27 protein-coding genes are annotated in these 25,681 nt (G+C 39.6%); 21 read left to right on the top strand and 6 right to left on the bottom strand.

Going from position 1 to position 25,681, the window contains the following annotated elements:
• Window positions 1-38: 38 nt before the first annotated feature.
• Window positions 39-893 (bottom strand): AraC family transcriptional regulator, encoded by an 855-nt coding sequence (locus PWYN_RS16850; RefSeq protein WP_036654431.1) that lies wholly within the window; start codon window positions 891-893, stop codon window positions 39-41.
• A gap of 266 nt (window positions 894-1,159) precedes the next feature.
• Here PWYN_RS16850 and PWYN_RS16855 point away from each other — a divergent pair, with 266 nt between their 5' ends.
• The 18 genes from PWYN_RS16855 to PWYN_RS16935 all read left to right on the top strand — a co-directional run bounded on the left by PWYN_RS16855 (window position 1,160) and on the right by PWYN_RS16935 (window position 18,568).
• Entirely contained in the window at window positions 1,160-3,748 is a 2,589-nt protein-coding gene (locus tag PWYN_RS16855) for a beta-L-arabinofuranosidase domain-containing protein (RefSeq protein ID WP_036654436.1), read from the top strand.
• 24 nt (window positions 3,749-3,772) lie between these two features.
• Window positions 3,773-5,401 carry an extracellular solute-binding protein gene (locus PWYN_RS16860; protein WP_036654438.1) on the top strand — a complete coding sequence of 543 codons (1,629 nt, stop codon included), beginning with the start codon at window positions 3,773-3,775 and terminating at the stop codon, window positions 5,399-5,401.
• Window positions 5,402-5,470: 69 nt separating this feature from the next.
• Entirely contained in the window at window positions 5,471-6,433 is a 963-nt protein-coding gene (locus PWYN_RS16865) for an ABC transporter permease (protein ID WP_084146766.1), read from the top strand.
• Window positions 6,434-6,447: 14 nt separating this feature from the next.
• Entirely contained in the window at window positions 6,448-7,344 is an 897-nt protein-coding gene (locus PWYN_RS16870; protein ID WP_036654440.1) for a carbohydrate ABC transporter permease, read from the top strand.
• A gap of 547 nt (window positions 7,345-7,891) precedes the next feature.
• A complete protein-coding gene (locus PWYN_RS30675; protein ID WP_036654442.1) occupies window positions 7,892-8,620 on the top strand; it encodes a CPBP family intramembrane glutamic endopeptidase in 729 nt (242 codons plus the stop codon).
• On the top strand, window positions 8,620-9,585 hold the full coding sequence (locus PWYN_RS16880; RefSeq protein WP_036654444.1) for an ABC transporter ATP-binding protein: 966 nt from the start codon (window positions 8,620-8,622) through the stop codon (window positions 9,583-9,585). The genes PWYN_RS30675 and PWYN_RS16880 overlap by 1 nt, the downstream gene beginning before the upstream one ends.
• A 2-nt stretch (window positions 9,586-9,587) precedes the next feature.
• Entirely contained in the window at window positions 9,588-10,367 is a 780-nt protein-coding gene (locus PWYN_RS16885; protein ID WP_036654446.1) for an ABC transporter permease, read from the top strand.
• Window positions 10,367-11,158 carry an ABC transporter permease gene (locus PWYN_RS16890; protein WP_036654447.1) on the top strand — a complete coding sequence of 264 codons (792 nt, stop codon included), beginning with the start codon at window positions 10,367-10,369 and terminating at the stop codon, window positions 11,156-11,158. The genes PWYN_RS16885 and PWYN_RS16890 overlap by 1 nt, the downstream gene beginning before the upstream one ends.
• A gap of 19 nt (window positions 11,159-11,177) precedes the next feature.
• Entirely contained in the window at window positions 11,178-11,999 is an 822-nt protein-coding gene (locus tag PWYN_RS16895) for a hypothetical protein (RefSeq protein ID WP_036654450.1), read from the top strand.
• Window positions 12,000-12,001: 2 nt separating this feature from the next.
• Entirely contained in the window at window positions 12,002-12,265 is a 264-nt protein-coding gene (locus tag PWYN_RS16900; protein ID WP_036654452.1) for a PqqD family protein, read from the top strand.
• A 54-nt stretch (window positions 12,266-12,319) separates the two neighbouring features.
• Window positions 12,320-12,781, top strand: a complete 462-nt coding sequence (locus PWYN_RS16905; protein WP_036654454.1) for a nucleoside-diphosphate kinase — start codon at window positions 12,320-12,322, stop codon at window positions 12,779-12,781.
• Entirely contained in the window at window positions 12,781-13,755 is a 975-nt protein-coding gene (locus PWYN_RS16910) for a methyltransferase domain-containing protein (protein WP_036654458.1), read from the top strand. Before PWYN_RS16905 ends, PWYN_RS16910 begins: the two co-directional genes overlap by 1 nt.
• A gap of 16 nt (window positions 13,756-13,771) precedes the next feature.
• Window positions 13,772-14,992, top strand: coding sequence for a B12-binding domain-containing radical SAM protein (locus PWYN_RS16915; RefSeq protein WP_036654462.1), 1,221 nt, complete (start codon window positions 13,772-13,774; stop codon window positions 14,990-14,992).
• Between the two features lie 7 nt (window positions 14,993-14,999).
• Window positions 15,000-16,025 carry a hypothetical protein gene (locus PWYN_RS28205; RefSeq protein ID WP_052088051.1) on the top strand — a complete coding sequence of 342 codons (1,026 nt, stop codon included), beginning with the start codon at window positions 15,000-15,002 and terminating at the stop codon, window positions 16,023-16,025.
• Between the two features lie 17 nt (window positions 16,026-16,042).
• Window positions 16,043-17,122 carry a radical SAM family protein gene (locus tag PWYN_RS16925; RefSeq protein ID WP_036654466.1) on the top strand — a complete coding sequence of 360 codons (1,080 nt, stop codon included), beginning with the start codon at window positions 16,043-16,045 and terminating at the stop codon, window positions 17,120-17,122.
• Window positions 17,115-17,660: an HAD family hydrolase gene (locus PWYN_RS16930; protein WP_036654469.1), complete on the top strand. Its 546-nt coding sequence runs from the start codon at window positions 17,115-17,117 to the stop codon at window positions 17,658-17,660. The genes PWYN_RS16925 and PWYN_RS16930 overlap by 8 nt, the downstream gene beginning before the upstream one ends.
• The gene (locus tag PWYN_RS30680) at window positions 17,635-17,865 is read left to right on the top strand and encodes a DUF1450 domain-containing protein (RefSeq protein ID WP_169744129.1); all 231 of its coding nucleotides are present in this window, start codon (window positions 17,635-17,637) and stop codon (window positions 17,863-17,865) included. Before PWYN_RS16930 ends, PWYN_RS30680 begins: the two co-directional genes overlap by 26 nt.
• A 40-nt stretch (window positions 17,866-17,905) precedes the next feature.
• Entirely contained in the window at window positions 17,906-18,568 is a 663-nt protein-coding gene (locus tag PWYN_RS16935; protein ID WP_036654473.1) for an HAD family hydrolase, read from the top strand.
• 47 nt (window positions 18,569-18,615) lie between these two features.
• Here PWYN_RS16935 and PWYN_RS16940 read toward each other — a convergent pair whose 3' ends face one another.
• Window positions 18,616-18,900: a hypothetical protein gene (locus PWYN_RS16940; protein ID WP_036654476.1), complete on the bottom strand. Its 285-nt coding sequence runs from the start codon at window positions 18,898-18,900 to the stop codon at window positions 18,616-18,618.
• Window positions 18,901-19,144: 244 nt separating this feature from the next.
• Between PWYN_RS16940 and PWYN_RS16945 the strand changes: the two genes are divergently transcribed.
• On the top strand, window positions 19,145-19,738 hold the full coding sequence (locus PWYN_RS16945) for a glycoside hydrolase family 2 protein (RefSeq protein WP_157261201.1): 594 nt from the start codon (window positions 19,145-19,147) through the stop codon (window positions 19,736-19,738).
• A gap of 91 nt (window positions 19,739-19,829) precedes the next feature.
• Window positions 19,830-20,687: a divergent polysaccharide deacetylase family protein gene (locus PWYN_RS16950; RefSeq protein ID WP_084146768.1), complete on the top strand. Its 858-nt coding sequence runs from the start codon at window positions 19,830-19,832 to the stop codon at window positions 20,685-20,687.
• On the opposite strand, the gene PWYN_RS16955 is transcribed toward PWYN_RS16950, so the two are convergent.
• Window positions 20,674-21,330 (bottom strand): N-acetylmuramoyl-L-alanine amidase, encoded by a 657-nt coding sequence (locus PWYN_RS16955; RefSeq protein ID WP_240479781.1) that lies wholly within the window; start codon window positions 21,328-21,330, stop codon window positions 20,674-20,676. The two genes, PWYN_RS16950 and PWYN_RS16955, sit on opposite strands and share 14 nt — an antisense overlap.
• 215 nt (window positions 21,331-21,545) lie before the next feature.
• Here PWYN_RS16955 and PWYN_RS16960 point away from each other — a divergent pair, with 215 nt between their 5' ends.
• On the top strand, window positions 21,546-21,731 hold the full coding sequence (locus PWYN_RS16960) for a YqzE family protein (RefSeq protein WP_036654483.1): 186 nt from the start codon (window positions 21,546-21,548) through the stop codon (window positions 21,729-21,731).
• Between the two features lie 63 nt (window positions 21,732-21,794).
• Here PWYN_RS16960 and PWYN_RS16965 read toward each other — a convergent pair whose 3' ends face one another.
• The 3 genes from PWYN_RS16965 to PWYN_RS16975 all read right to left on the bottom strand — a co-directional run bounded on the left by PWYN_RS16965 (window position 21,795) and on the right by PWYN_RS16975 (window position 25,622).
• The gene (locus PWYN_RS16965; protein WP_036654485.1) at window positions 21,795-22,808 is read right to left on the bottom strand and encodes a hypothetical protein; all 1,014 of its coding nucleotides are present in this window, start codon (window positions 22,806-22,808) and stop codon (window positions 21,795-21,797) included.
• Between the two features lie 142 nt (window positions 22,809-22,950).
• Window positions 22,951-23,901 carry a YqhG family protein gene (locus PWYN_RS16970; RefSeq protein ID WP_036654487.1) on the bottom strand — a complete coding sequence of 317 codons (951 nt, stop codon included), beginning with the start codon at window positions 23,899-23,901 and terminating at the stop codon, window positions 22,951-22,953.
• Window positions 23,898-25,622 (bottom strand): DEAD/DEAH box helicase, encoded by a 1,725-nt coding sequence (locus PWYN_RS16975; RefSeq protein ID WP_084146770.1) that lies wholly within the window; start codon window positions 25,620-25,622, stop codon window positions 23,898-23,900. Before PWYN_RS16975 ends, PWYN_RS16970 begins: the two co-directional genes overlap by 4 nt.
• Window positions 25,623-25,681 lie beyond the last annotated feature (59 nt).

A 25,681-nucleotide genomic window follows, 5' to 3' on the forward strand; every position in this document is an offset into this window, starting at 1 on the left:
TGTCATATGGATACCGCAACATCATCCTCGGAGTGCCGTCACTTATAGAAAAGTAGTCGTTTGGAGTAGGCATTTCTGAACTCAGTCGCTGTTAACCCTACAATTTTCTTAAAGGATTTCATGAAATTATGGCAATCCTTGTAGCCTAGCTGTGAGGCGATTTCATTGATGTTTTGATTGGTGTCGGTAAGTATAAATTTGGCCATCTCCATCTTTTGCTGCAGAATGTATTGCTTCAACGACACACCGGAGATGGTCGTGAACAGATGGGAGAGATACTTTTCGTTATAACCAAAATAATCGGCCAACTCTGAGACCTTTATCTGCTCATGCTGATTCCATTTAATATGATCCACAATATCATTATAGAGCTGCTCCTGTTTGGATCGTTTGAGTGAACTGAGCCGGGAGGAAGTAAGCTGGTTATGGAGTTCACATAGGATCACCGTTGACATGTAATCGTTAAGTGTTTTCTCATTATAGCAGCGGACTGAATCCTGAAGCTGTTTCATCATTACGATGATCTTCTCAACATTGTTGAGCTTCCCTCGCTGCGGAATAACAATTAGACCCGGCTTATTAACGGGAGCTGTATTGGAGATTTCAACCACTTTGAGTGCCTGTTTGGAGTGAAAATGCAGCCAATAAAAACTGCAATTAGAAGCTTTGTAGCCGTGCTGATTCGTTAACGGTGGGAGAAGCAGGAACTCGCCTTTATTCACCACAAAGTGGTTATTATCCCCAGCAATATACAAGGTACCTTCAGTAACAACGATTAGTTCATAATCCTGCAAAGATCGGGAGAGATGAATCCATTCCGGAGACGGGGCAATAAACTTACCTGTAATCTCCATGGTGAGAGGTGTGTCAACTAGAAGCTCATAAGCGATCATTGTGATTATTCCACCACCTTTTCTAACCTTTTTACACACAGTAAGCTTAATCACTCACCATAAAAATAACATAGTAAGCGTTAACAATCTATATATTAATTGACTTTATTGAAATACGGGTTAGAACGGGTACGTGAAAATTAATACTAACCTTTTAACACATATTCGAACTTTGAACTATTTATTCTATATATAAAAGGGCGTAAGCTTAAAACAAGCCGGGGGTGATTACTAACAACACTGTATCGGAGACTGGAGAATCAGACATGGAGAAGAACAACAATAATTACACCAACCCAATTAGAAAAAACAGCCTGAAGGATTTTCGTATGGACCAGGTTAAACTGACAAGCGAGGTTCACATTCATGCTTTTTCGAAAGAAATAGAGTATTTAAAAAGTTATAATTCGGATCGGCTGGTAGCAGGTTTTCGAGAAAATCGAGGTTTGGATACGAAGGCTGCTGTATACCCCGGCTGGGAAAGTACAGAAATTAAGGGGCACACCTTAGGGCACTATTTGACAGCCTGTTCGCAGGCATACCTCAATACAAGAGATTCAGAACTCAGACAACGGATGGATTACCTGATCAAGGAGTTGTCCTCTTCACAATTTGAAAACGGATACATTTCGGCATTTCCGGAAATGCTGTTCGACCATGTGGAGAATAATCAACCTGCCTGGGTACCTTGGTACACCATGCACAAGATTATAGCAGGAATTCTGGACGTGTATGAGGCTACAAACAATCAGAAGGCTTTTGACATTGTAAAGAAGCTTGGAGATTGGGTGGCAGAACGGACAGAGAGGTGGACCCCGGAAGTTCATGCAAGAGTATTGTCGGTTGAATATGGCGGGATGAATGATTGTTTATATGAGTTATACAAAAGTTCCGGTGATGAGAGGCATCTTCAAGCAGCCCATCGTTTTGATGAGTTAACCTTATTCACACCGGTTCAGCAAGGAAATGACATTCTAAAAGGCAGACATGCAAACACAACGATCCCGAAATTTCTGGGTGCATTGAACAGATATATGGTATTAGGGGAGAGTGAGTCCTTTTATCTGGAGGCCTGCGTACAATTCTGGGATATGGTCGTGCATGAGCATAGCTATATCACAGGCGGGAACAGTGAGTGGGAGCACTTTGGTGAACCCGGTATCCTGAACAGCGAAAGATCCAACTTTACGTGTGAGACCTGCAATAGCTACAACATGTTGAAGCTGACAAGGGAGCTCTTCAAGATCACGGGGGACGTGAAATACGCTGATTTTTACGAAAATACTCTGATTAATGCCATTTTGTCCTCACAGAACCCGGAGACAGGGATGACGATGTATTTTCAACCGATGGCTACAGGATATTTCAAGGTGTACAGCTCGCCTTTCGAACACTTCTGGTGCTGTACAGGGACAGGCATGGAAAGCTTTACGAAGCTAAACGACAGTATTTATTTTCAAGGCGGGATCAGCCTCTATGTGAATCAATACGTTGGATCGACCTTAACTTGGGAAGAGAACGGCATTCAACTAATCCAATCTACAACCCTTCCTTACACAGATACGGTACAGTTTGTAATCCATACCTTAGATTCATTGGATAAGGAGTTTGCCCTTCATCTTCGTATGCCTTACTGGTCTGCGGGTCCGCTCGAGCTCACTTTAAATGGTGTAGGGATTCAAGGCTCACTGCAGGATCATTACCTCTTGCTGGATAGACAATGGAGGGATGGAGATCTTCTCGAAGTTAGAATTCCAATGGCTGCCTCTTATGAAAGCTTACCGGATGCCAAGCATGTAGTAGGTTTTCGATACGGTCCGGTGGTGCTGAGTGCAGGTCTAGGAGCAGACGATATGGTGAAGTCCTCTACAGGCGTTATGGTTAGCGTCCCAACCCAAAGCATGCTCATTAAAGATTTTATTACCACCAAGGGAATAAGTGCAGAACAGTGGCTTGAACATTTTTCGGAGCATTTTGTGAAAAAAGAGGATGAGCTAGCCTTTAAGTTGAGGAATACCGATGAGGATGAACACTTGGTATTTACCCCCCATTATAAACAGCATGAAGAAAGGTACGGAATCTACTGGAGCCTTGTGGAGGCAGATTCTGAGGAGCTCCAGCAGCATCTTTTGCAGACTAAAAAGAATCAAAGAACAGCAGACGCTACCATAGACAGTTTGCCTGTGGGAAATGATCAATATGAGCTGGTACATCAAATACATGGGGAACGGACAACCGTCGGTACTTGGGATGGATACACCTTTAGGCGAGCACATGAAGGGGGATGGTTCAGCTATCAAATGAAGGTAATCCCTGACGTTGATAATTATTTATCCGTCCTATGTTTTTCTGGGAATACAGGAAGGGCCTTCGAGCTTTATGTGGACGGAAGGTTGTGCGAGAGCGAGTCGGAAGAACCTTATGTGACAAGATCTTTTTATGAAGTACGGTATTTACTCCCGGCAGAGTTATTGAACCGTAAACAGCAGATGGAGGTCAAGTTCGTTGCCAAAGACGGAATGAATGGAATATACGATTTACTTCGTACGATGAAGAGCTATGACAATAATGCGGACTTAACCTCTTTAAGCTTTGATATAGGGCAACTGTCTCCTGAGTTCCATCCAAAAGTAGCTGATTATACCTTACGTATTCCCGAAGGAACATCTCAGGTACAGTTCAATGCAGTCCCGGAACATAAAAATGCACTGATCTTCCTGAATGATCTCTTAATTGATGAATCAATACCAAGAGAGGTTCTGATCCAGGATCAAATGACTCAACTGAACCTAGTTGTAAAAGCAGAGGATTTCAGCACGTTTAACTCTTATAAAGTTGTAATCGCAAAGGGGTAAATAGATCACTTGGAGGAATGAGAAATGAGAAAAGTTCTAATCGCGGGTCTTGTGCTTTGTCTAAGTGCATTTACAGTAGCAGGCTGCAGTGGCGGCGGGAATACTAAAGAAAATGAAGCTGGCGGGGGAAATACACCTAAGGAAGGCAAGGTGAAGTTAACGGCAATCATGACCAAACATCCTCTAACTCAAGAATTCTCAAAAATGAAATGGCTGCAGGATGCCGAGGATCGTGCCGGCGTTGAGATTGAATGGCAGGAGGTCACTGCCGACTGGGACCAGAAGAAGGGTACATTGCTTGCGAGCGGTGATATTCCGGATCTGATCATCGGACCTAACTCGATTACGGATGCTGACTTTGCTCAATTTCAGGGATTATTTCAGGATCTAACCGGACTAATAAAGGATAATGCACCCAATGTTCAGGTGATGTTCGATGCAAAGCCGGAGACCAAAGTTATTGCTACACAAACGGACGGCAAAATTTACGGTCTGCCTAAATATCAAAGATTCTGGCCTGAAACCACTACAAGACAATTCATTAATCAGAAATGGCTGGATAATCTAGGTCTGGAAATGCCGACGAATTGGGATGAATTATATGACGTTTTGAAAGCGTTTAAAGAAAAAGATGCGAACGGAAACGGCGATCCGAACGATGAGATTCCAATGGATTTTGCGCCTACCGGAACAGTAGCTCTAGGTGCATTTATGCCTACTGTATTGTTAGGTAGCACGGGTATTACATTAACGGATAACAGCGGACTGGGATATTTCCTGGAAGATGGAGTAGTGAAAAACTTCTTCACCGATGAACGATATAAAACGCTGGTGACCTTCTTGAATAAATGCTACAGCGCCGGACTTATTAACCCTGAAGTATTTACTCAGGACTACACTAAATTCCAATCGGTAGCTCGGGGTAACGGTGAGAATGCCGCTGTTGGGTTTACATGGGGCTGGGAAGTGACGGACCGCTTGGGGAACACTCTTAGTCCGCAATATACATCGATGTCACCTTTAAAAGTCTCGGCAAGTTCGTCAGAAACCTTATCATGGGATTATGACTTTAACGCTCTGAATTACGGTATGAACATGGTGCAGATGTCAGCATCCTCCAAGAATAAGGAAGCCGCCATGAAATTTATTAATGAGTTGTATGATCCTGAAGTAAGTATGCAGGTGCTGTTCGGTTCGATAGGTACGAATATCTCTGATAATGGGGACGGCTCCTTCACGATACTTCCGCCTGCTGATGCCGCAATGGATCCTGGTACATGGAAATGGACCTCTTCATGGGCGGATAACGGTCCTATGTATATTGCAGACTCTTTAAAGCTTACTTTGGGAACCGACATGCAGTCCGTAGGCAAACAAACGGAACCGCTGCAAGGCGCTTTGAGTGCTATTGATAAGGAAAATGATGTATTGCCAAGCATGTTCCTTAAATACAGTACCGCTGACAACAGTATGATGGGCCTGAATAATACGAATCTGATGTCCCTGTCCCTAGCCAAATGGTCGCAATGGATCACAAATGGCGGAATTGATTCCGAGTGGGATGAGTATGTGAAAAACGTTGGAAAAACCGGGTTGACGCAAAACTTAGAAATCATGCAAAAATACTACGACGAATATAAAGCTAAACAGTAATGCATTTTGATTCGGGGAGATGCTTGGATGAACAGAACATCTCCCCGGGATCATTAAGGAGGGTACCTTATGATTTCACAAACCAAAAAAATCAACAAGAACACCATCCAGCTAAAAACAGTGAAAAAAGAAACGGTGTTGGGTACACTCAAACGAGATTACCAATTATGGATCATGATTGTACCTGCAATTATTGTTATTGTTATCTTCAATTATATCCCGATGTACGGGATTCAATTAGCTTTCCGTGATTATGATTTCACGAAGGGGCTGACAGGCGGGGAGTGGCGAGGACTTTTTTATTTTAAGCAATTTTTTGACAGCTACCTGTTTGCAGATCTCATGAAAAACACCATTTTTATTAGTTTAGCAACCATTATCTTGGGTTTTCCTGCACCTATCATTCTGGCTCTTCTTCTGAATCAGGTGAAGTGGAAAAGAGCGAAAAAAACACTACAGACCACCGTATATTTACCGCATTTTATCTCCATTGTTGTAATGGTCGGGTTGTTAAATGTCCTGCTATCTCCGAATACGGGGATTATCGGTTATATTCTGACTGCTGCGGGCTTTGGGGACGTGAACCTGCTGGGTTCTACAAAGACCTTTGTAGGTGTATATGTCCTGTCAGATATATGGCAGCATTGCGGCTGGAACAGCATTATCTATCTGGCGGCCTTGTCTACCGTAGATCCACAATTATATGATTCCTCCAAAATTGATGGGGCGAATCGGTGGCAGACCATTAGGCATGTGGACATTCCTGCCCTTATACCAACCATTGTGATTTTGTTCGTGCTGGGCATGGGCAACGTACTCGGTACAGGCTTTGAGAAAGTATTCCTGATGCAAAACGCCTTGAACCTTCCTGTATCTGAGGTAATTTCAACCTATGTATACAAAATCGGAATCATCAGTAACCAATTCAGTTATTCTGCAGCGATTGGTCTGTTCAATACAGTGATTAATTTTGTTTTCCTGTATGTGGTGAATGCTCTTTCCAGAAAGTACTCAGATATTAGCCTGTGGTAGAGGAGGAGAACGTCATGGTTTTATTGAGCAAAAAAAGTCTGGGCGACCTGTGCTTTGACCTTGCTGTTATTGTACTATGTACCTTCGTATTTTTAATCGTAGCCTATCCGCTATATTTCGTAATCATTGCCTCTATAAGTGACTCTACCCTAGTCTCCACCGGCCAAGTCACCTTGTTCCCTAAGAACATTAGTTTCTTCGGATACAAGGAAATCTTCCATGACGCCCGAATCTGGACCGGATATAAGAATACAGTCGTTTATACGTTTGTGGGTACTGCAGTTAACCTGTTATTTACATTACCGGCCGCATATGTTCTATCTAGACCCGAGTTCCGGGCCAGACGTTTTTTGATGTTTGTTTTTGTACTCACTTTATTTTTTAACGGTGGACTCATTCCAACCTATCTGTTGATGAAAGGTCTGCATATGACGGATACAATGTGGGTATTTATATTTCCGTTTTGTGTGAATGTGTTTAACCTGATTATTACGCGGTCTTTTTTTGAGCACTCGATTCCCAGGGAACTGCATGAGGCGGCCTCTATGGACGGGTGCAGTCATTTTAAGTTTTTCATAAAGGTTGCGCTGCCATTGTCAAAAGCGGTGGTCTCTGTTATCGGACTTTATTATCTGGTTGGCCACTGGAATGATTTTTTCACCGCGCTGGTATATATCCGTAGCAATGATCTACAACCTTTGCAAATTGTTCTGAGAGACATCCTTCTATCTAACCAGGTATTCTCGCAAGGTGCGGGCAGCGGCGGTGCAGCGGGTGGTTATGCTCAACAGTATGCAGACCAGATCAAATACGCGGTTATCATTGTATCCACTTTGCCTATCCTAATCGTGTACCCGTTTATTCAAAAGTATTTTGAAAAAGGGGTTATGATCGGTTCTGTTAAAGGGTAAGGACAGCAAAATTCGGATACTCTTCAGTTCTTATATCCATAAACCTCCATGAATGAAGTGGAGGTTTATTTTTTATGTTTCATATCAGAGCAAGTCAATTTTTCTCTAGAAAAGTGCGTAGTTGATCCTTCGAATATTAGGGAATATATAGAAATTAAGTTAAATTATAATAAATAATAAATTTAAATGTTCACTAAGTATTCGAAATATTTGACAAATTTTTATATATTTCGACAGTAAAATACAAAATATCCCAATGTATTAAACAATGAAAAGGATTAATATATATTATCATAAATACATATTTATACATGAATTTTTAAAAAAACAATTTGTGTTTTCACGAATGATACTCATAGTTCATACGAAAGGAGGTGATAAATATGAAAAAGTATACGAAGCCCAAAGCAGTTAAAGTGCAGATTCCTGCTGCACTTACGCATGAAGCATAAGCTGCAATAAATAGTGAGGTAGATGGCCGTGTATATGTCATCTACCTACTATTATTAACTTCAAATAGGTGATAACGATTAGTCCAAATAATTATATGAGAATTAATGAAGTGCTACAATGGCTCACTGTGCTAATTTTTTTGGTTTTCTCATTTTCGATAGGTTATGAATATTTGGATATTCTATTTTATTGGGTGCTTACTATATTAATTATTGGTAATGTCAGAAGATTATTCTATAAACCCTACGAGAATTATTTATTTGTAATTAGAAGATCACTTTATGTTATTCCGTTTTTCTTACCTCTATTTAAAGAAGCAAAACTTGATTTCCTGAATACTGCAAGTGGGTCGTGGGTGGCTTTGGGCATCCTACTGGGTATTTCATGCATTCTTCCGAAGTGGAAAGACTGGAGAATTGCTTTGTCCAAAGATTTTATCCCTTTCAACACTTATCAAAGTTCGTGGAAGAGAGTTTATATAATCATTATTTTATGTGCGGTTCCATTTGCTGAAGAATATTTTTTTAGATACTTCATCATTGAAACAGCTCCTTCATCAAGGATAGCACTCAATATATTTCTTAGTGCTTTCTTATTTTTTTTATCACACTATGGAACTAAATGGTCATCATCCAGTTTCAGCATATATGATTTTTTGATTCAATTTGTTTTCGGATTGTTATCAGCTTTGTTGTTCGTTTTTTCACATTCGTTAATCCCTAGCATTTTGGCACATTTAATTTACAATTCTCCTCATGTAATAAATAACATGCTTAACATCTTGAACAACTTTAAAACCCATAAAAGTATTAAGGAGCCGTAATGGATAAGATTATCGAAATTAAAAATCTTGTGAGAGATTATACAAGCTCTGGTTTTTTGAGAAAGAAAAAAGAGTCGATAAGGGCCGTAAATGATTTAAGTCTGGATATTTATCGGGGAGAAGTCTTCGGATTGCTTGGTCCAAATGGAGCTGGGAAAACTACTACAATTAAAATTTTGACAACTTTACTGGCGCCAACTTCTGGGGAGGTACGTGTGTTAGGGTATCGCCCATTTGGGGAAGAGAAGAAAATTAGGCCTTATATTAACTTTATTTATGGAGGAGAGAGAAATCTATACTGGAGAGTTTCCGCAAGAGATAATTTGAGTTATTTCTCCGATTTGTATAAAATAGACCACCGTCAAAAAAAGAAAAGAATTGAAGAACTCCTCGATATGGTTGGCTTGACGGACAGAGCAGATGAGAAAGTGGAGAACTATTCTAAAGGAATGAAACAACGATTACAGATTGCCCGCGGGCTAGTCAATGATCCAGAGATTCTTTTTTTAGATGAACCTTCGATAGGATTAGATCCTTTAGGTGCCAAAGATTTGAGAGATATCATTAAAAAACTTTCGAAAAACGGGAAAACAATAGTACTAACCACTCATTATATGTATGAAGCGGATGAGCTGTGCAATCGAATAGCCATTGTTAACAAAGGGAGCGTGGTAGCGTTAGACAGCCCCGATAATCTCAAAAAAGTAAATATAGATTTATCTGTAATTGAAATAAGCATTGTCAATAATGTTCGTTTGGATTTTTCTAGTTTCATTGACCATGCTCATATTCATTATATCAAGCAAGACTATTCAGAAAACTTACTTATCTTGAGAATTCAAACCAATAATCCTTCAATCGCATTGAATGATCTGATGCCCTTTTTGAAAGGAACAATAATAGTCAATATAGAAACAAAAAAAGCAAGCCTGGAAGATGTCTATGTTAATTATGTGAGGGAATAGCAATGGAGAATATAAGAGTTATAGTTGCCAGCTTAATCTTGCATCAAAAGCAGAGTTTGTCGAGGTCTACATTTAGATTCGTAGTGTTAGTTCAACCGATACTTTATTCCTATTTATTATTTATGATGTTTCGAAATTCAACCAGTTCGAACGTTGGAGAGCAAATAGTTCTAAGCGCAGGAATAATTAATCTATGGAGCTCTGTTGTTTTTTCTTCTGCAGGAGATATTGATAGAGAAAGATATATGGGAACTTTAGAATTGATCTATTCAACTCCGAGTGATTTTCGAGTTATTTTTTTAGGGAAGATCCTTGGAAATATAATACTAGGCATGTTCTCAGTAATCTTAAGTTTAATCTGTGTGGTTTTTGTTTTTGGTATTCAAATTCAGATTGCGAATTATAGCCATTTTATTATTTCGTCTGTTGTTACAATATTATCGTTTATATCCATATCTTTATTTGCAGCAACCATGTTAACCCTATCCCGCGTTTCAGGACTTTTGATGAATTGTCTGGAATATCCAATATTTATTTTATGTGGAATCTCTTTTCCCATTAGTATTCTTCCTGAGTGGACTCGATTCTTGTCTTATATATTACCTCCTACTTGGGCTGCACGACTATTAAGGGAAAGCATTGTGTCTGGTACCCATACACTTTTTGCAAATGACTTAATTTTCATGATAGTTCTAATTGTTTTTTATTTTTTAATTAGCATTCTGCTCTTTAAGTATATTGATATTCTGATTAGAAAAAGAGGCACATTAGGGGTGTTTTAATGAACTCGATATTTTTAAGATTTGTACGCCAGTCTGTAATATCCTATAAAGCTCTTTATGGAATTATGGATATAAAAACATTCATTTTAATAAAACTCATAAACCCACTCTTTCAAATTACTTTCTTTGTTCTGCTAACCAGATATATATATAACACAGATGATTTATCCCCTTGGGTAATAAGCAACGCAATTTTGTTAAGCTGCAGCAATGCTTTATTTGGAGTGGGTTTTATTATGATTCAAGAAAGAAGATTTGGAACATTAAAATTAGTTTTAATTACTCCCGCTAACAAGTTTTTTGTCTATATAGGCAGAACGTTCATTCATGTAGTGGATGCTATTTTGACAGTTGGTTTTGGATTGCTTTTTGGCTATGTTGCTTTCGGTGTGCAATTTAATAACACTAACCCACTGGCATTGATTGTTGCTTTGTTGATTACTGTATTTGCTTCTGTTGGTTTTGGATTAATGCTTGGTTCCGTTGGAACAATAATTCCGGATTTGAATTTAGTGATGAATTTTTGCTATTTTTTATTGCTAATACTTAGCGGTGCACAATTTCCTATCAGTCAGCTTCCAGACATTCTGCAAAAGGTATCGTACGTCATTCCCTTGACTAGAGGAATTGAGGCAGTTCGCTTGATCGTTCAGGGAGCACGAATTATTGATGTTTCCAGCTTGTTAATAGGCGAACTTTTTTTAGGTATCATTTTTTTTATCGCAGGGTATTTTTTTATGAGATTATTCGAAAAAATATCTATAGTAAGAGCTTCTTTGGATATTTATTAGTAATTAAGGAGTGTGGCAAATGATTGAACTGGTTCCCATATCAAAGTCTATATATAAAGCTGATATTTTGAATGTAATTACCTATAAAAATGAGGATATAGTTTTCGCTAGCGGCTCTCTTGTTCAAGGAATAGGAAATGGTAAATCGGATTTGGATCTTTTCGTTATTACACAGGATTTCAATGAAAAAGATATCAATATTACATATGATCAGTTGAATTTTAAAGTTGGGTTTAATCGCTTAGAGGGAGTTAATTGTGACATTGAATACTGGCTGCTTGATGTAGTGGAAGAATTAATTGATCAGGTTAATAGCATTGATTTTGGAGATATAAATGTAAGGTCCTTCAACCAGCTTAAAATTAAAGGCTATAATAGTCCCGCGCTGACATCCTTTCTTCATCGTTTTATTATTAGCAAGAACATATATAATGACACAAAATATAAAGAACTATATGAAAAACTAAATAAGAACAATTATTTTAGATTAATGGCAAGAATCTATGTGAATCATGTTGATAATGCCTACGATGATGTAGTAGGGAACTTAGAGCAACATGAATATGAAACAGCTTATCTTATAGCAAGAGAGACGTTGCTTTTAGCAATGACCGCCTATGTTTTTAGCATGAAGCAGACTATAGACAGAACCAAGTGGACTTATAAAATGATGAAAGTAATTGCGATTGAAAACCAGGAAGCAGCAAGAATTTTGAACAAGTGCAATGAAATCCTTTTCCCAGTTTCACTTTCCAAGGGTAATTTAGAAAACAGCTCAGAACAAGCTCTTTCATTAATTAACAGTATTATTTCAAGTATTAATGATGCGGGAGGAGTATAAAAATGGAAATAACTTATAAAAAAAATCTGAACTTTCGAGTCAGAATGATAGCTAAACAGGTTTTGTTGTTTGGTGAATCTTCTGCTTATCAACTTAATGATACTGGGAATTTAATCTGGAATGAATTAGATAGTGTGAAAACTATTGATGAGATTCTGAACTCTATAAAATCCCAATATGAAGATTTATCTGTAAATTATGAAAAGGATGTACTTGAATTTCTTGATTTTTTGTTGGGAATAAATGCAATCAAAATTTCAAATTAACAAATTTGTGTATCAATCTGGAAGGAGGAGATCGAGATCAGTATTACACTTATTATGCTTAAACCGGATGCCCTAGAAAGAAATCTTGTATATCCTATCTTCAATATATTGCTGCAAAGTGGATTAATTCTCTCTGCCCTGAATCTTACAGTGGCTACTTCTAAAATAATAACTCAGCATTATAATAAGCAAATCGTTATTGGTGGCCAGCATTCATTAGATAGAATGAATGACTATTATATTGGTAAACCTGTTCTTGTTTCAATATTTGAGGGAGACGGGGCTATTAACAAGGCTAGAAAAATGATAGGTAATACTGACCCTGCTAAATCATCTCCTGGTACCATTCGTGGAGATTGGGGAATAGATTCATTTGAAGCAGCTGATTATGAACATCGAAGCTGTAGAAACCTCATACATGGTTCAGACACTTTGGATAATTCAATAAGAGAAATAAAATTATGGTTTCCAGACTATCCGATTGAAAACTATGTATCTACCCAAGGAGAAAAGTAATGAATATAGAGTACAGATTTTCACAAGTGGAATATGAACAATACCTACATTCATTGAAACAATATTTTAATGAACTGGAAATAGAGTGCGAACAGAATAGCGACCATATCTACTTTCAAATTACACGGCAGTATGCAACTGAACTTCAGGCTTATCTCGGAGATAAATTATTCAGCAAGAGTTCAAATCAGAAATCGATATTGTCTTCCAGTGATAGAAGGGCCACAAAATATCTTGATTTTGTTGAAGCCTATAGGTTGGTGAGATATCAATATTCCAGATATGGACAGTTTAAGCGTTCTTATACGGAGGCTGTGTACTCTTCTTTTATAGCTGAAGTATTACGGTATATGCATGAGCATGTACATTCCCCGCTGCATATTATGGATGCAGGCTGTGGGCCTTCCCGGCTTTCATATGAATTTTCAACTATTTTTCACAATGCACAAATTGATTTAATTGATTATTCCATTATCAACTTATTTTTTGCTTGGAGGCTCATCTCCAGCGGTAAGGATGTTAGTGTTCCTTATCGAATCTTTAACGACAATTGGAAAGAAGATGGCGATGATACTGGATTATTGCATATCAAAGCCAAGAACAATACCAATACCAATTTGATAATAGCCGATTTATCCAGCCTGCAATGGAAACAACCAATAGCTCTATATGATTTAGTAGTTTCAAACCATGCGCTAAATTTGTTGCACAATCCTAAACAAGTAATCGAATCACTAATTGATCAGGTGAAGACGGGAGGGTTTATAATTATCTCCGATTTATTGGGCTGGAAAGAAAATAGGCCTAAGGCCCGAAGAGAATTTCCTGATGGCAAAGCTTTTTATCATTTTTTCAATAACAACAGCAGAATCAAAGTAATCGAATATTTTTCTGGAGGTCCCTATTGTGAAGAGGTTAATTCAGAAAGAATAGATACTTATGTGAATCATTTTATTGTGTTACAAAAACTATAAGCTTGGAGGAGTGATTATGCCTCTTACATTAGACCCCGGTAAGGTATCAGCTGATCCAAAATTAATAACTCTGACATTTGTCTGGCCGCAAGAACCCTGGAATCCAACTAGTCTTTTTAAACATATTGTATATTTATGTGAAACCGCAGGATATATCCATAATATTGCAAATGTTCATATTATCGATTTGAGCGTTACACAGATGCTAAAGAAAGAGATATCAAATCTTTTTAAGAAAAGTGATTATGTTTGTATTCCACTAGAGGCATATACTGTTCGAAATGCTGTGAAGCTTAAAAATTTAATTAAACAAACAAGCGACGCCAAGGTAGTGGTGTATGGAACAATTGTACCAATGAATCCAGAGTTGTTTGCAGAACACTTTGATATTGTCATATCTACAGGACACTGGTATCGGGCAATTAAAAAGTTAGTTCAGGAACCCGAAGAATTCAATAAATACTTACACGAAGGGATCTATTGCAAAGCCGAACCAATGACTCCGGAAGAATGGACATTACCACCACAAGAGATTATGCCTATGAAGCACTATTTAAAGGTCGCTCCTACTCAATATGATATTGGGGTTCAAATTGGCTGTACGTTTAACTGTAGTTTTTGTGCAGAAAAAGCGCTAATTCCAGAATCAGTCATTTATTCTAGACCGCCAGAACAGATTCGCGATTTTATTAAAAATAATCCGGAGGATGCCATATATTACATCAATGCTACAACGTTTACCCAGGATAGAGAATGGGCTAAACAAGTATGCGAATTACTATCGGAACTCAATCCCCTTCGCAAATGGAGAACTGTTACTCGAATTGACAGAATTGATCAAGAAATCATTGGATTAATGAAAAAATCCGGCTGCTATAAAATCGGCTTCGGTATTGAGACTCTGTCAAAGCCGTTACAAAGGTCTATTCGAAAATCATATGATGAGTCTAAGTTAAAAGAATCTTTGCTTATGGTGAAGGATTCCGGGATCATTCCAAGATGTTTTTTGATATTAGGATTGCCTGGTCAAACTGCCGAAGATGTTCATTACACACAACAGTTTATTGAAGATCTGGATATAGAGTACAGATGGAAAGAATATGTGCCTTTTCAAAAAATATCTCAAATCAAAACTTTAGAAGAATTCGAACTATTTGAAAGAACAGACTATTTCGGCTATGAGATTCCAGGACTATCCAAAGAGGAATACATAAGGCTGCTGTCTGTGGAGAGGTAGCTGCTTAATGGAACATGCATGCTTGGCTTATATCGATGTGAAAAAAACTCACTATATTACACTAGGATCATTCATTCTGAAATTAGTTACTAATCAACCGGATCAGTACTTTGGAAAATATTTTTCGGAACATCAGTATCTTCAACCCTCTGAATTCATAAACGAGGACTTCACGATCTATGTCAATGAAACTGCATCCATTCCTAACGAGTTATTTGATAGGGTTGAAGAGGATTGGCGAGCCGGTGTTATGAGGAAAGGTTATTATACTGCACAGTATTTTGGTCCACCTGTAATTATGATTAGGCAATATCGAACGATTTATTTATTTGGTAAAAATTTGGATAAAATCGTTTGGCGATATTGTATTAAAATGCTGCTGACAACCTTATCTTATGAAAAGAACATGCTGCATCTTAAAGCAAGTGCATTTCAATGTGGAAATTCAGGATATCTATTAGTAAGCCCAGGGAGTCAAGGGAAGACGACTCTATTACATCAGATGATGGAGCATGGAGCCAAATTTTTGACAAATACGCATGTATTGATTGATAAGAATTTAGTTGCGGAAGGTATTCATTCGAATCTCCGTTTTCGAAATATACCAGCAGATACAAGGTTTGAATTTAAGAATGCCAATGTAGGCCAAATTTCCAAAGGAGAATTCAATATAGATCCATTTAGATTGTATTTGTCTGATAATATTGCGGCTTCAATGAAAATAAATGCAATAATTATTACTCAAAAAAATACAGATGGAAAGTTAGAGTGCGTCAAATGTGAACCAGAGACAGCATTTGATGTTATACAGTTCTTCGGTGCCCCTATTCAAACTTATAATCTTAAGCAAGATATTTTCGAGTACTGCGATAGAAACTACATGTTATTTTCAGCTATGGTTAAGCAAATTGAAGAAAATATCAAAGACTTATTGAAGTCTGTCCCTTGCTATCTACTGAGCGTGGATGTATTTGAGGAAAAAAATAGCCGGAAACTATATGAATTATTGTACAACAACTTAAATGAAAATTAGTAGGGAGAAGGGTCAAAGTGGAGAAACTATTATGGAATGATAGGGATTACTCTATCGAATATCTAAAGACGTCGATCTCCATTAATACACATGTTGGATGTTATTTGGGGTGCGAGTATTGTATTTTATCCTCATTAGAATTTCCGAAAAGACCACTACAGATTCTTGACGAAGAATCTGTAGTAGAGCAACTACTTCAAAATAAGTATTTCACAAAAGATATAACGCCTATTAGCATTAATAATAAATCCGATCCTTTACTCAGAGAAGTTAAAAACAGTACTTTCAATATAATGAAAATTCTAGAAAAATATAATATAAAAAATCCAATATACCTAATCAGTAAGATAGAGTTGACGGAGAAGGAAATAGAATTTCTAGACAGCTTGGAGTTAAACTTGTATGTTTTCTTTTCATTCTCAGGACTTAAAACAGATCTTGAGAAGGTGACAGCAGAGTATCAAGTGAGAAGAATCAAAAAGCTTGAAAAAGCTAAAAATATCAAAAAAATTCATTATTGGAGACCTTTAATTACTGGGGAAAACGATAGCAATGAACAAATTAAACATATGTTGGAGCTTGTTTCGCCGATATTTGATGTTTCAGTCATATCCGGTCTGCGGGTTAATGATACGGTAAATGAGCGACTGGTTAATCTGGATAAAAATGTACCATTTAATGAATATACTAAAAAGCATAAATATGTTGAAAAAGAAGTTTTTGATCGAATAAACAAAATTCGAAAGGAGCTTTGTCCTGAATATTTATTATTCAGACATACTTCTTGTATCACTTGTTATTGGTTAGAAAAAGCAGACTTTCTACATAATGATCGTAAGAATTTTAATTGTACAGTGTTTGACTGCCCGAATATAAGACGGTGTTCAGAGCGGAAAATGCCGGATCATTCGTTAATTAGAGAAATGATGTTAAGAATTGGAATAAAAAATAATTATGAAATTCGTGAGGATCACATCATGTTTATGGGAGCATTGAGCCAAGAGGATTTATCTTATCTTAATCTGAATTTAAGTTTTAAAGCTCTCAGTGAAATTAAGTTGCCGACGGTGTCAGAAAGTGTGATCGAAGTTGTCTAATATAGGATATGCATTTGACCTGCACGATACGTTGGTTTTTTCATCAGCTGCATGGGATAAAGCCTTTACAAAGTCTGTAAGTGAAGAGAATAAGAAATCTTTGTCGCTTTTATTAAAAAATAAAGTCTCAAGAAAACAAATAGCAAAATTGTTTCAATTGGATTTTGTGGAAATTGAAGAGAGTTATCGAGAAGGGCTTACTATAAATCCAAAAGTCTTCAATTTAATTTTACAGTTAAAGGCTGTTTATTATCCAGTTCTTCTTATTTCTAACGCCAAGTTGCACAGAGTTAATGCGGATTTAGATAGACTTAATTTAGTTGAATTATTTGATAAAGTCTATACATTTGAAGATGGGAAAAAGCCGGATTATTCATATATAAATAATATTATTACAGAGCAGCAATTAGATTTATTAATAATGGTAGGGAACAACGAACAAGAGGACGTTTTCCATCATCCGAAAGTATTAAATTTATTAATCCAAGATCTCCATGTTAGGACGGATAATAATGAACCTAATAGAGTTTTGTCATAATAATCTCCAAGTAACAGGGGCTTGGCGAATCAAAGATAGATTAAGTTTGAGTAATGGAGAACTGGTCAAAGTGTACGATTGTATGGGCTATTGTTTTGACTGTCCGGATACTTCTTACGCTATTGTGAATCAAAAAATGATCCTTGATAAGGATCTTGATATGCTGTATTCAAAAGTATTAAATGAGATTAGCAACAGAACGTAGTAATGTGTTGTTTAACTGACTGATTAAGAGGTGCAATCAAATGAAATTTTCAGCAGTAATATTTGACAAGGATGGAGTTATCATTGACACCCAACCGATTCATTTTCGTGTGTTCAATGAATTCTGTCGAGAATTTAATTGGGATATACCCTCAGAACAGTATGAAACTTATATAGGTATAACATCCATTGAGTTGTTCACAAGAATAAAAGAAATATATAACGTTCAATATTCAGTTATGGAATTGGTTGAATTATTTCAAAATAAATATCTGCATGAAATAGCTTTATTGAAAAATGAGAAGCCAATCAAGGGAGTTGACCAACTAATTAAAGCATTATATGGACAAGGAATCAAACTTGCAATTGCTTCTTCAGCATCAAGGAAAAAAATTAAAATGGTGCTACAAATGTTTGAACTTGAACCTTATTTTGATGTGATTGTAAGTGGCTTTGAAGTGGAGAAATCAAAACCATTCCCTGACATATTTTTGAGAGCTGCAGAACAGTTGGGAGTACCTACAAGTGAGTGTGTGGTGATTGAAGATTCAACTCACGGTATATCTGCCGCCAAAGCGGCGAATATCTTCTGCATTGGATACCAAAATCCCATGGGTAAACAAAATTTATCACAAGCAGATAGAATAGTAGATGATTTTTCAGAGTTGCTAAAGAGTGACTTTATCTACGGTCATAAATATTAATAACTAACTTTCGGTACGACCAAGCCTAGTTGTGAAGTTTGCCTATTCTAATCGTGTTGCAGCATAATTATCCATTCCACGCCGTCAGTGCTGTACCACGCATGAAATTCATCCTTATCTCTCTGCAAACGCACCCATGTATTTGGATAATTAACCGGGAATATCGGAGGCTCTGTTGTATAATCTTCCGGGTAAATAGCTGCACTATCACCGGAGCTTACTTCTCTAAATTGAAATTCATATCCCCCGTTATTTTTGTTACGAGGACTATTATCTGGGAAGACCATGAAATACGCATGGGCACCATCCGCTTCCAGTGATTCTCTGGCCATAAGTCCTGCCTTTGTGTACAAATCTGCTAGATCAAAGTCACCTTGAACTTTCGAATATGAGTAATGAAACTGATCCGTCAGTCCCCAAATATCCGCTCCTCCGGCGATAATAGTATATCCGCTCGCAAGAGGCTGTGTAATACCAATTCTTTTGGATTCCCAATATCCGTACCTATTAAAATATGTAATAAAGGATGAACTTCTTCAACAACTTGTAAGCGTAAACAGAGGAACCAGCTGGTCGATGATAGATTATGAGCTGTTGCCGAAAGCTTCTTTTTATTATGCCCGTAAATTCTTTCATCCTATATTGTTATCTATTGACCATGAACCGGGTGAGCCGCTGAAGCTGTGGGTGGTTAACGACACTTTAGATTCTTATCAGGGAAAAGTGATCATACAAGTGATTACTTTTGATGGTACCGAAGTATACCGAAGGGATTGGGTTGCTGAGGTTACCAGCAATCAAGCTGTATTTCTGGGTCAGGCAGAGGAGGGAGAGATAATTAACGGCAACCTGCCTGAACAGGTGATCGTAAAAGTGTCAGCGGAGGGATCTGCGGCACCGGATAATTATTACTACCTGCGAGATCCGAAGGATTTGTTGCTGCAGAATTCGCAGCTTGAGGTTGTTGCAGATGAAGAACTGCAGACCGTAACGATTAAAGCGGGGTCTATTTTAGCCCGAATGGTCAAAATCGATTTGCCTCAAGGCAGGATCCGCTTGAGTGATAACTATTTTGATCTGCTTCCTAAGGAGGAACGTACCATAAAGGTCAGTCATCGAGACGGGACGCATGTGTTTTTTGCAGAATTGAGTGTTAGTACATTCAATTAATAGCTTGTAAATAGTTGGTCCCTCTGTCTGCACATAAATGTTCTTCAGGCGACAAACACTGAGAACAGGTGAATACAGGGGAGTGATTCTAATGAAAGAAAGATTGCGCTGCGGGTGGAGAACTCTAGGATGCAGAATAACCAAAGTTATGCTAATAGCTGTGACAGGGGTAGTAGCTATGATTCCTGTACCAGTAGCTGTGGCCGCGAGTCACGCCGTATCTCCAACCCATACGAACTCAGCCCGTAGTCAAGTAGCCCTAATTATTGATGACCTTGGCAATGGATTGAGAGGTACAGAGGAAATATTTAACCTTCCGGTAAAGCTTACGGTCGCGGTGATGCCCTTCTTGTCCACTACAGTAGCAGATGCTACACGCGCCCATAATCGGGGGGATGACGTCCTTCTCCACCTTCCGATGGAGCCTCGTAACGGCAAGCCGGAATGGCTGGGACCCGGAGCGGTCTTAGCAACCATGAGCGATGATGAGGTTCGCGAACGGGTGGAGGCTGCTTTAGATAATGTACCTTATGCAATTGGAATAAATAATCATATGGGCTCTAAAGTCACCAGCGATGAGCGAGTGATGAGGATTGTGTTATCGGTATGCCGTGAAAGAGGTCTATTCTTCGTAGACAGCAAAACCAATTTTAGATCTGTTGTCGGCAAAATGTCGGAGGAAATGGGATTGCCCCGAATAGAGAATCAAGTATTTCTTGATAATACGCATAGCTCATTGTATGTTTTACAGCAAATGCGTCTAGTGAGACAAAAAGCAATGAAATCTCACTACTGTGTAACCATTGGCCATGTGGGCATTCAAGGAATAGAAACTGCCGCAGGCATTCGCAGTGGTATTGATGAAATGAAGGGTAGTGTAGAATTTATAGGAATATCTGATCTGCTAAAGGCTGAAGGGAAATGGGGTACAGAGCCTAGATTTCCGTAAGGTATACAGCAATTCCGTTGGCAATGGCTTTTGCTATTTCCTTCTGGCCTTGTGGACTGTAGAGCTTGACCCGATCAATAGGACTGCTAATAAATCCCGCCTCAACAATTACTGTTGTGGCGGTTATTTTATTTAGCAGAAAGAACGGCTTTCCATGCTCAGGTCTGATATTGACGTCATACAGCTGATTTAGCTGATTTTGAATCGCCTTTGCCAGGATGTAGCTGCGCCCTTCCTTACGATACAGGACAAGCGGCCCATTCTTGGTTGAAGAAGGTGCCCAATTTACATGTATGCTGACAACCACAGAAGTGGGAATAGCGTCAGCCAGTCCTTTCCGCTGGGTTAAATCACGACGATGACGAGATGAGCTAGGGAACCATCGGTTCTCATCGCTGAGTGCATAATCATCGAAACGATTTAGAACAGCATCTAAACCGTTACTTCGCAAAATTAAATACAGCTTGCGTGATATTGCAAGTGTAAGGTCTTTTTCCAGAGTTGAACCGTAAGAGGTTCCTCCATCGACACCGCCATGTCCGGCGTCAATCAGAATCACACGCTGATCATTCCCGAGTATAAATGGCGACTGTTTCGAATTTTGTTCAGGAGCAGCGTAAGTATAGTCAAAGCCCGTTGCCAAGAATAGGGAACTCGTAATTAACGTAATAAGAAGCCTTTTAACCTTTATCCCCAAGGGAATCACAACCTTCACAAGAGATACTTTGTTAGATTGTGCTTTTCAAGGGAAATCTATTCGAGCTTATACCCACTGTTTAGAACGTACGAGAACGGTGCAAACTAAGAATACTGATAACTTTTTTTAATCCTAATAGTATTCGAAAGGAGTGGGCTCTAATGGCTTCAAAGGGTGGTGACGAGTTAGTGAAATATATTACCGAAAAGGTAGTCATATATATGGAAGACCCGCGCAGCCGTCGTTCAGAAGTGCCCAAGCAGCCCTGGTCACAGAAATGGTTTGGGATGCTACCGCTTGGCCTATCCATTTGGCGTAGTAAGTGGAACCGCAAAAACAAGGAATAAGTACAAAACAACCTTCGAAGCATTGGGCTCGAAGGTTGTTTTTCTTTTAGTATACTTTGGGTATCAGTTACTCGTTGTGGAAACCTGATGTAATGTTCCGTATTGCTGAAGGAGAGATAGCGGAACGAATCGTCTGCCTTGTGGCCCGATGGCAGTATACAGTTTGTTTATACTACCTGTTCCCGATCCCTCAGTCTGAGGTTCTGCCGTCCAGATCTGATATCCCGTAATCATGAGCGGAGCACCCACACTTTCATTTTGACCAGCGGACTGAAATACGAGATTCCCCTTACGTTTCAGCAAAGCAGAAAAGTCGTTATCGCTAGTCATGGGCAGCTTGGGATTCGTCAGCCAGAGCAAATTGTCATAGGGATCAGACGACTGATTGGTTTGGTAGACCTCCCGGGGTGACAGGTTAGATTCACCCGTAAGGCCATGATTCGCAGCGGTTACTGCCTTTTTAAGTAATGCTTCTGCTTTGCTGGAATTCCACGGCAAAACTTCGGGCACAGCAGCATTAATGAACAGCTTTTTCCCAGAGATCGAAACTTCCCATAACGGCAGAAGAGGGGCATACAGTGGTGTCAATGTCAGATTTCCTGAAGTAGTAGATGTAATAAGTCCTTCCTGCACCAGTAACTGGCGCAGTTCTTTCAAGCTGTATGGCAGACCTTCATATCCTGCCCCGTATTCGCTTAACATGTACCCGCCTTCATTCTTAGCGGTAATAATCAGATAGCCGATGCGTTGTTTACCCTTCATCACATTGACAAGCCAGCTGTGAGTTCCAGGTCCTAAAGGATAGTACTCGCTTTGTGCACCCTTCCAATCCTTAAAGGTTGCTTCTTCAGCCAGCTTGTCTATATGAAGCTGGACGAAGTCCTTGAGCGTGCCCGGAGCGGGAGCGGTTGTCATGTTCAAATCAGGAGTGGCGTTCTTATATGCCGTAACCGAATTTCCAGTAGCAGCGAGCGGTACAGGGAAACTAAAGCTCGCCGTCGCCAGCCCTATGCTTATTAGCAGGAAGAAGCAAGCCTTTTTCCCGGCAGAATTCCTCCACCGATCTTTTCTTTTCATGTGGATCGTTCACCTTTCCTATTCCGGATGCCCTTAACTTTATTGTAGAGGACAAGCTCCGAAAAGAGTGTTACTTGCTGTCGGGCGGGACCTCGCGATTTCTCTTGTTATTTTGCCTGCTTTTAGCGAGAGGGGTCACATCCTACGTACTTCGCAGATGAAACAGACCGTAGGTTATTGCGGAAACTGTAACTTTGGGTTCGTATTGCCAAACGGTTTCTTTATGCCGCCTTGAATACTGCTCTTCCACAGCTAACCGCTTTTCTTCATCCGGCTCCTTCAACATCTCTTCGTAATACACGTCTATGATGGCCAGCTCCAGCCGCAAACGTTCCCGAGCTTCTTCTGCCCAGCTGTAATCCAGTTCTGCAAGCTTAGAGGTAAGATAGGCCTCCAGCCGTTCTGTGCCTACAGTTGGAGACATTTCGTAGGGTTTTATATGAACATTTTCCGGGAGGCGGGGTGTAAGCTGAAGCGATCCCAATGTTAGCTTTTTCTCGAAATGATCAACAATAACCCCGCTGGCAAGAGATATTCCGATAAAGTTCAATTGTTCGCATTTTAAATCGCAGGTCATTTCAACCTTAAAACATACACCGAGCCAAGGTTCATAGGACGCCGAGAATAATGTGGTTCGTTGTCTGGCCCCAGGTTCTTCGAACAAATATAAGCATTTGCCTTCATCTTGGGCTGCCGTCCAAATCTGCCGCAAACGTTTGCTGCCATAGATAATGTCCTCCCGGCGAATCATACCTGGTCCCAACCACGGGGCTGTGGGGGCTACGCCGAAGTAGCGGGATAGAATGCTGTCCTGTGGATTAGAAGCCGGGGCTGTCCCCGGTGCACTACTGCTTGGATTCGTCATTTCATCGTATTTCTCTGGATCAAAAACGAAATTAAAGGATAGAGTCTCCGGAACAACACCCGTTCGCTCTACGAACCCCCAGTAATAAGGACGGTCTGTCAGCATCCGGTCCGCACGCGGTGAGAGCTTCACCGTAACATGATGTGGTGACTTTTCAATAATGGAGCATTCTGTAGCTTCCAGGTAATCCATGACTTGTGTTCTAATTTGCTGTGGGGTTAGGGTCATGTTGCACCATCTTTCAATTCACTTAACGATTCACCGATTAGATCCACTTTATTTCGAAGTTCCTCGTCGCTTCCTGCTTCGAGAATAATTTTATAGAGACTTTTCTCCAGTGATTCCTTTTTCTCGAAACGCTCCAGAATTACATCCAGCCCGCCAATGACCATCTCGAACATATTAATTTTTTCATGAAGTAAATGAAGAATATGCTCTTCAATAGTGCCTTCAGTGGACAAATTATAGATGACAACATCATGCTCTTGGCCCAACCGATGAACACGTCCGATTCTCTGTTCTACCCGCATAGGGTTCCAGGGAAGATCGAAATTGATCATATGATGGCAAAATTGCAGGTTAATACCTTCGCCTCCGGCTTCCGTTGCTATCATCACCTGAGCACGCCCGCGGAATAAATCCATCATCCAGTCCTTTTTGCCACGGTTCATACCACCGGAATAAGGAACGCATTGGATACCATGATCCCGAAAATACTGCATTAAATACTCTTGAGTGGCCCGGTATTCGGTGAACACAATAACCTTTTCATTCATCTCTTTGATAAGCGCGATGGTTGTTTCGGCTTTGGTATTGGTTTTGACGGTACGGATCATCTGCAGTAAATCCATCATACGCTCGCGTTTTGGGGAGTCGGGAGGGAGCTTCTTCATCAAATTGACCAGAGTAAGGAATACAGCATCCCGGCTACTACAGACTTCCCGTTGAAGCGTAACCAATGAAAGCATACTTGTAAGATTGCCGCCGGACTCCTGATATTGGTCTTTGACAAAAGCGGTAACTCCGTCATATAATACTTTTTCCTCGGCTGACAGAGTGAGTGGAATATTTCGGACCTTACGTTTTGTAAAGACTACCGGACCCTCTCCCCGTCGATTTCGAATCATGACTTTGGAAAGCGCGCCTTTAAGCTGTTCTTCATTTTTAGGCAGCCGTTTATCCACGACAAAATTGCTGGCGAAATCGCTCTGATTGCCAAGTTGACCCGGCTTCAGCAGTGTGATTAGGTTAAACAATTCGCCCAGATCATTCTGTACAGGAGTGGCAGTGAGCAGTAAACAATATTTTTTACGCAGCTGTTGTACAAATATATAATTGGTCGTTTTTTTATTTTTCAACTTATGCGCTTCATCGATAATCAACAAATCGTATTCATTATTCAGCAGAATCTCTTTATGGGGATCTCGTTTGGCAGTGTCCATTGAGGCAACGACGATATTATTATCCCAAGAATATAATTTTTTCTGGGCAACAGCCGAGATCCCGAACTTGGAATTCAACTCGCGCACCCACTGTAGAACTAGAGAAGCAGGCACGAGGATAAGAACTTTGGAGACAAGTCCGCGAACGATATATTCTTTTAAAATAAGCCCTGCTTCGATCGTCTTTCCCAATCCCACTTCATCAGCAAGGATCGCCCGCCCAGACATTTGAAACAGCACTTTATGTGCCGTATCCATCTGGTGGGGTAGAGGGGACAGTCCGGATAAATGCTTCATACACTGCAGCTCCGTGAAGCTTGTGACTAAATCGGATTCCTCACCTTGAACAGCTAGCTGTGATAATTTCCAGTCTCCCCAAGGGCCGCCTTTGTCTAGTCTAGACTCCAAATCCATCAGCCAACTGCGGTCAAAGGATAGAGGAACCGGCATTACGGGTGTAGACTCCAGCCCCTTTTCGGGCATGGAACTGCGGAATAATTGTGTCATATATCATCCACCTCCGGTGCGAATTACATAGTGATCCGTAGAAGTAGTATGCTCGTAAA

This window comes from Paenibacillus wynnii (assembly GCF_000757885.1).
GTDB lineage: Bacteria > Bacillota > Bacilli > Paenibacillales > Paenibacillaceae > Paenibacillus_AQ > Paenibacillus_AQ wynnii.

What these genes read in the sequence shown, in the direction of transcription:
- PWYN_RS16850 (WP_036654431.1), bottom strand. Translation starts at nt 893, where the DNA reads ATGATCGCTTATGAGCTTCTAGTTGACACACCTCTCACCATGGAGATT.
- PWYN_RS16855 (WP_036654436.1), top strand. Translation starts at nt 1,160, where the DNA reads ATGGAGAAGAACAACAATAATTACACCAACCCAATTAGAAAAAACAGC.
- PWYN_RS16860 (WP_036654438.1), top strand. Translation starts at nt 3,773, where the DNA reads ATGAGAAAAGTTCTAATCGCGGGTCTTGTGCTTTGTCTAAGTGCATTT.
- PWYN_RS16865 (WP_084146766.1), top strand. Translation starts at nt 5,471, where the DNA reads ATGATTTCACAAACCAAAAAAATCAACAAGAACACCATCCAGCTAAAA.
- PWYN_RS16870 (WP_036654440.1), top strand. Translation starts at nt 6,448, where the DNA reads ATGGTTTTATTGAGCAAAAAAAGTCTGGGCGACCTGTGCTTTGACCTT.
- PWYN_RS30675 (WP_036654442.1), top strand. Translation starts at nt 7,892, where the DNA reads ATGAGAATTAATGAAGTGCTACAATGGCTCACTGTGCTAATTTTTTTG.
- PWYN_RS16880 (WP_036654444.1), top strand. Translation starts at nt 8,620, where the DNA reads ATGGATAAGATTATCGAAATTAAAAATCTTGTGAGAGATTATACAAGC.
- PWYN_RS16885 (WP_036654446.1), top strand. Translation starts at nt 9,588, where the DNA reads ATGGAGAATATAAGAGTTATAGTTGCCAGCTTAATCTTGCATCAAAAG.
- PWYN_RS16890 (WP_036654447.1), top strand. Translation starts at nt 10,367, where the DNA reads ATGAACTCGATATTTTTAAGATTTGTACGCCAGTCTGTAATATCCTAT.
- PWYN_RS16895 (WP_036654450.1), top strand. Translation starts at nt 11,178, where the DNA reads ATGATTGAACTGGTTCCCATATCAAAGTCTATATATAAAGCTGATATT.
- PWYN_RS16900 (WP_036654452.1), top strand. Translation starts at nt 12,002, where the DNA reads ATGGAAATAACTTATAAAAAAAATCTGAACTTTCGAGTCAGAATGATA.
- PWYN_RS16905 (WP_036654454.1), top strand. Translation starts at nt 12,320, where the DNA reads ATGCTTAAACCGGATGCCCTAGAAAGAAATCTTGTATATCCTATCTTC.
- PWYN_RS16910 (WP_036654458.1), top strand. Translation starts at nt 12,781, where the DNA reads ATGAATATAGAGTACAGATTTTCACAAGTGGAATATGAACAATACCTA.
- PWYN_RS16915 (WP_036654462.1), top strand. Translation starts at nt 13,772, where the DNA reads ATGCCTCTTACATTAGACCCCGGTAAGGTATCAGCTGATCCAAAATTA.
- PWYN_RS28205 (WP_052088051.1), top strand. Translation starts at nt 15,000, where the DNA reads ATGGAACATGCATGCTTGGCTTATATCGATGTGAAAAAAACTCACTAT.
- PWYN_RS30680 (WP_169744129.1), top strand. Translation starts at nt 17,635, where the DNA reads ATGAACCTAATAGAGTTTTGTCATAATAATCTCCAAGTAACAGGGGCT.
- PWYN_RS16935 (WP_036654473.1), top strand. Translation starts at nt 17,906, where the DNA reads ATGAAATTTTCAGCAGTAATATTTGACAAGGATGGAGTTATCATTGAC.
- PWYN_RS16940 (WP_036654476.1), bottom strand. Translation starts at nt 18,900, where the DNA reads ATGGCCAGAGAATCACTGGAAGCGGATGGTGCCCATGCGTATTTCATG.
- PWYN_RS16945 (WP_157261201.1), top strand. Translation starts at nt 19,145, where the DNA reads ATGATAGATTATGAGCTGTTGCCGAAAGCTTCTTTTTATTATGCCCGT.
- PWYN_RS16950 (WP_084146768.1), top strand. Translation starts at nt 19,830, where the DNA reads ATGAAAGAAAGATTGCGCTGCGGGTGGAGAACTCTAGGATGCAGAATA.
- PWYN_RS16960 (WP_036654483.1), top strand. Translation starts at nt 21,546, where the DNA reads ATGGCTTCAAAGGGTGGTGACGAGTTAGTGAAATATATTACCGAAAAG.
- PWYN_RS16965 (WP_036654485.1), bottom strand. Translation starts at nt 22,808, where the DNA reads ATGAAAAGAAAAGATCGGTGGAGGAATTCTGCCGGGAAAAAGGCTTGC.
- PWYN_RS16970 (WP_036654487.1), bottom strand. Translation starts at nt 23,901, where the DNA reads ATGACCCTAACCCCACAGCAAATTAGAACACAAGTCATGGATTACCTG.
- PWYN_RS16975 (WP_084146770.1), bottom strand. Translation starts at nt 25,622, where the DNA reads ATGACACAATTATTCCGCAGTTCCATGCCCGAAAAGGGGCTGGAGTCT.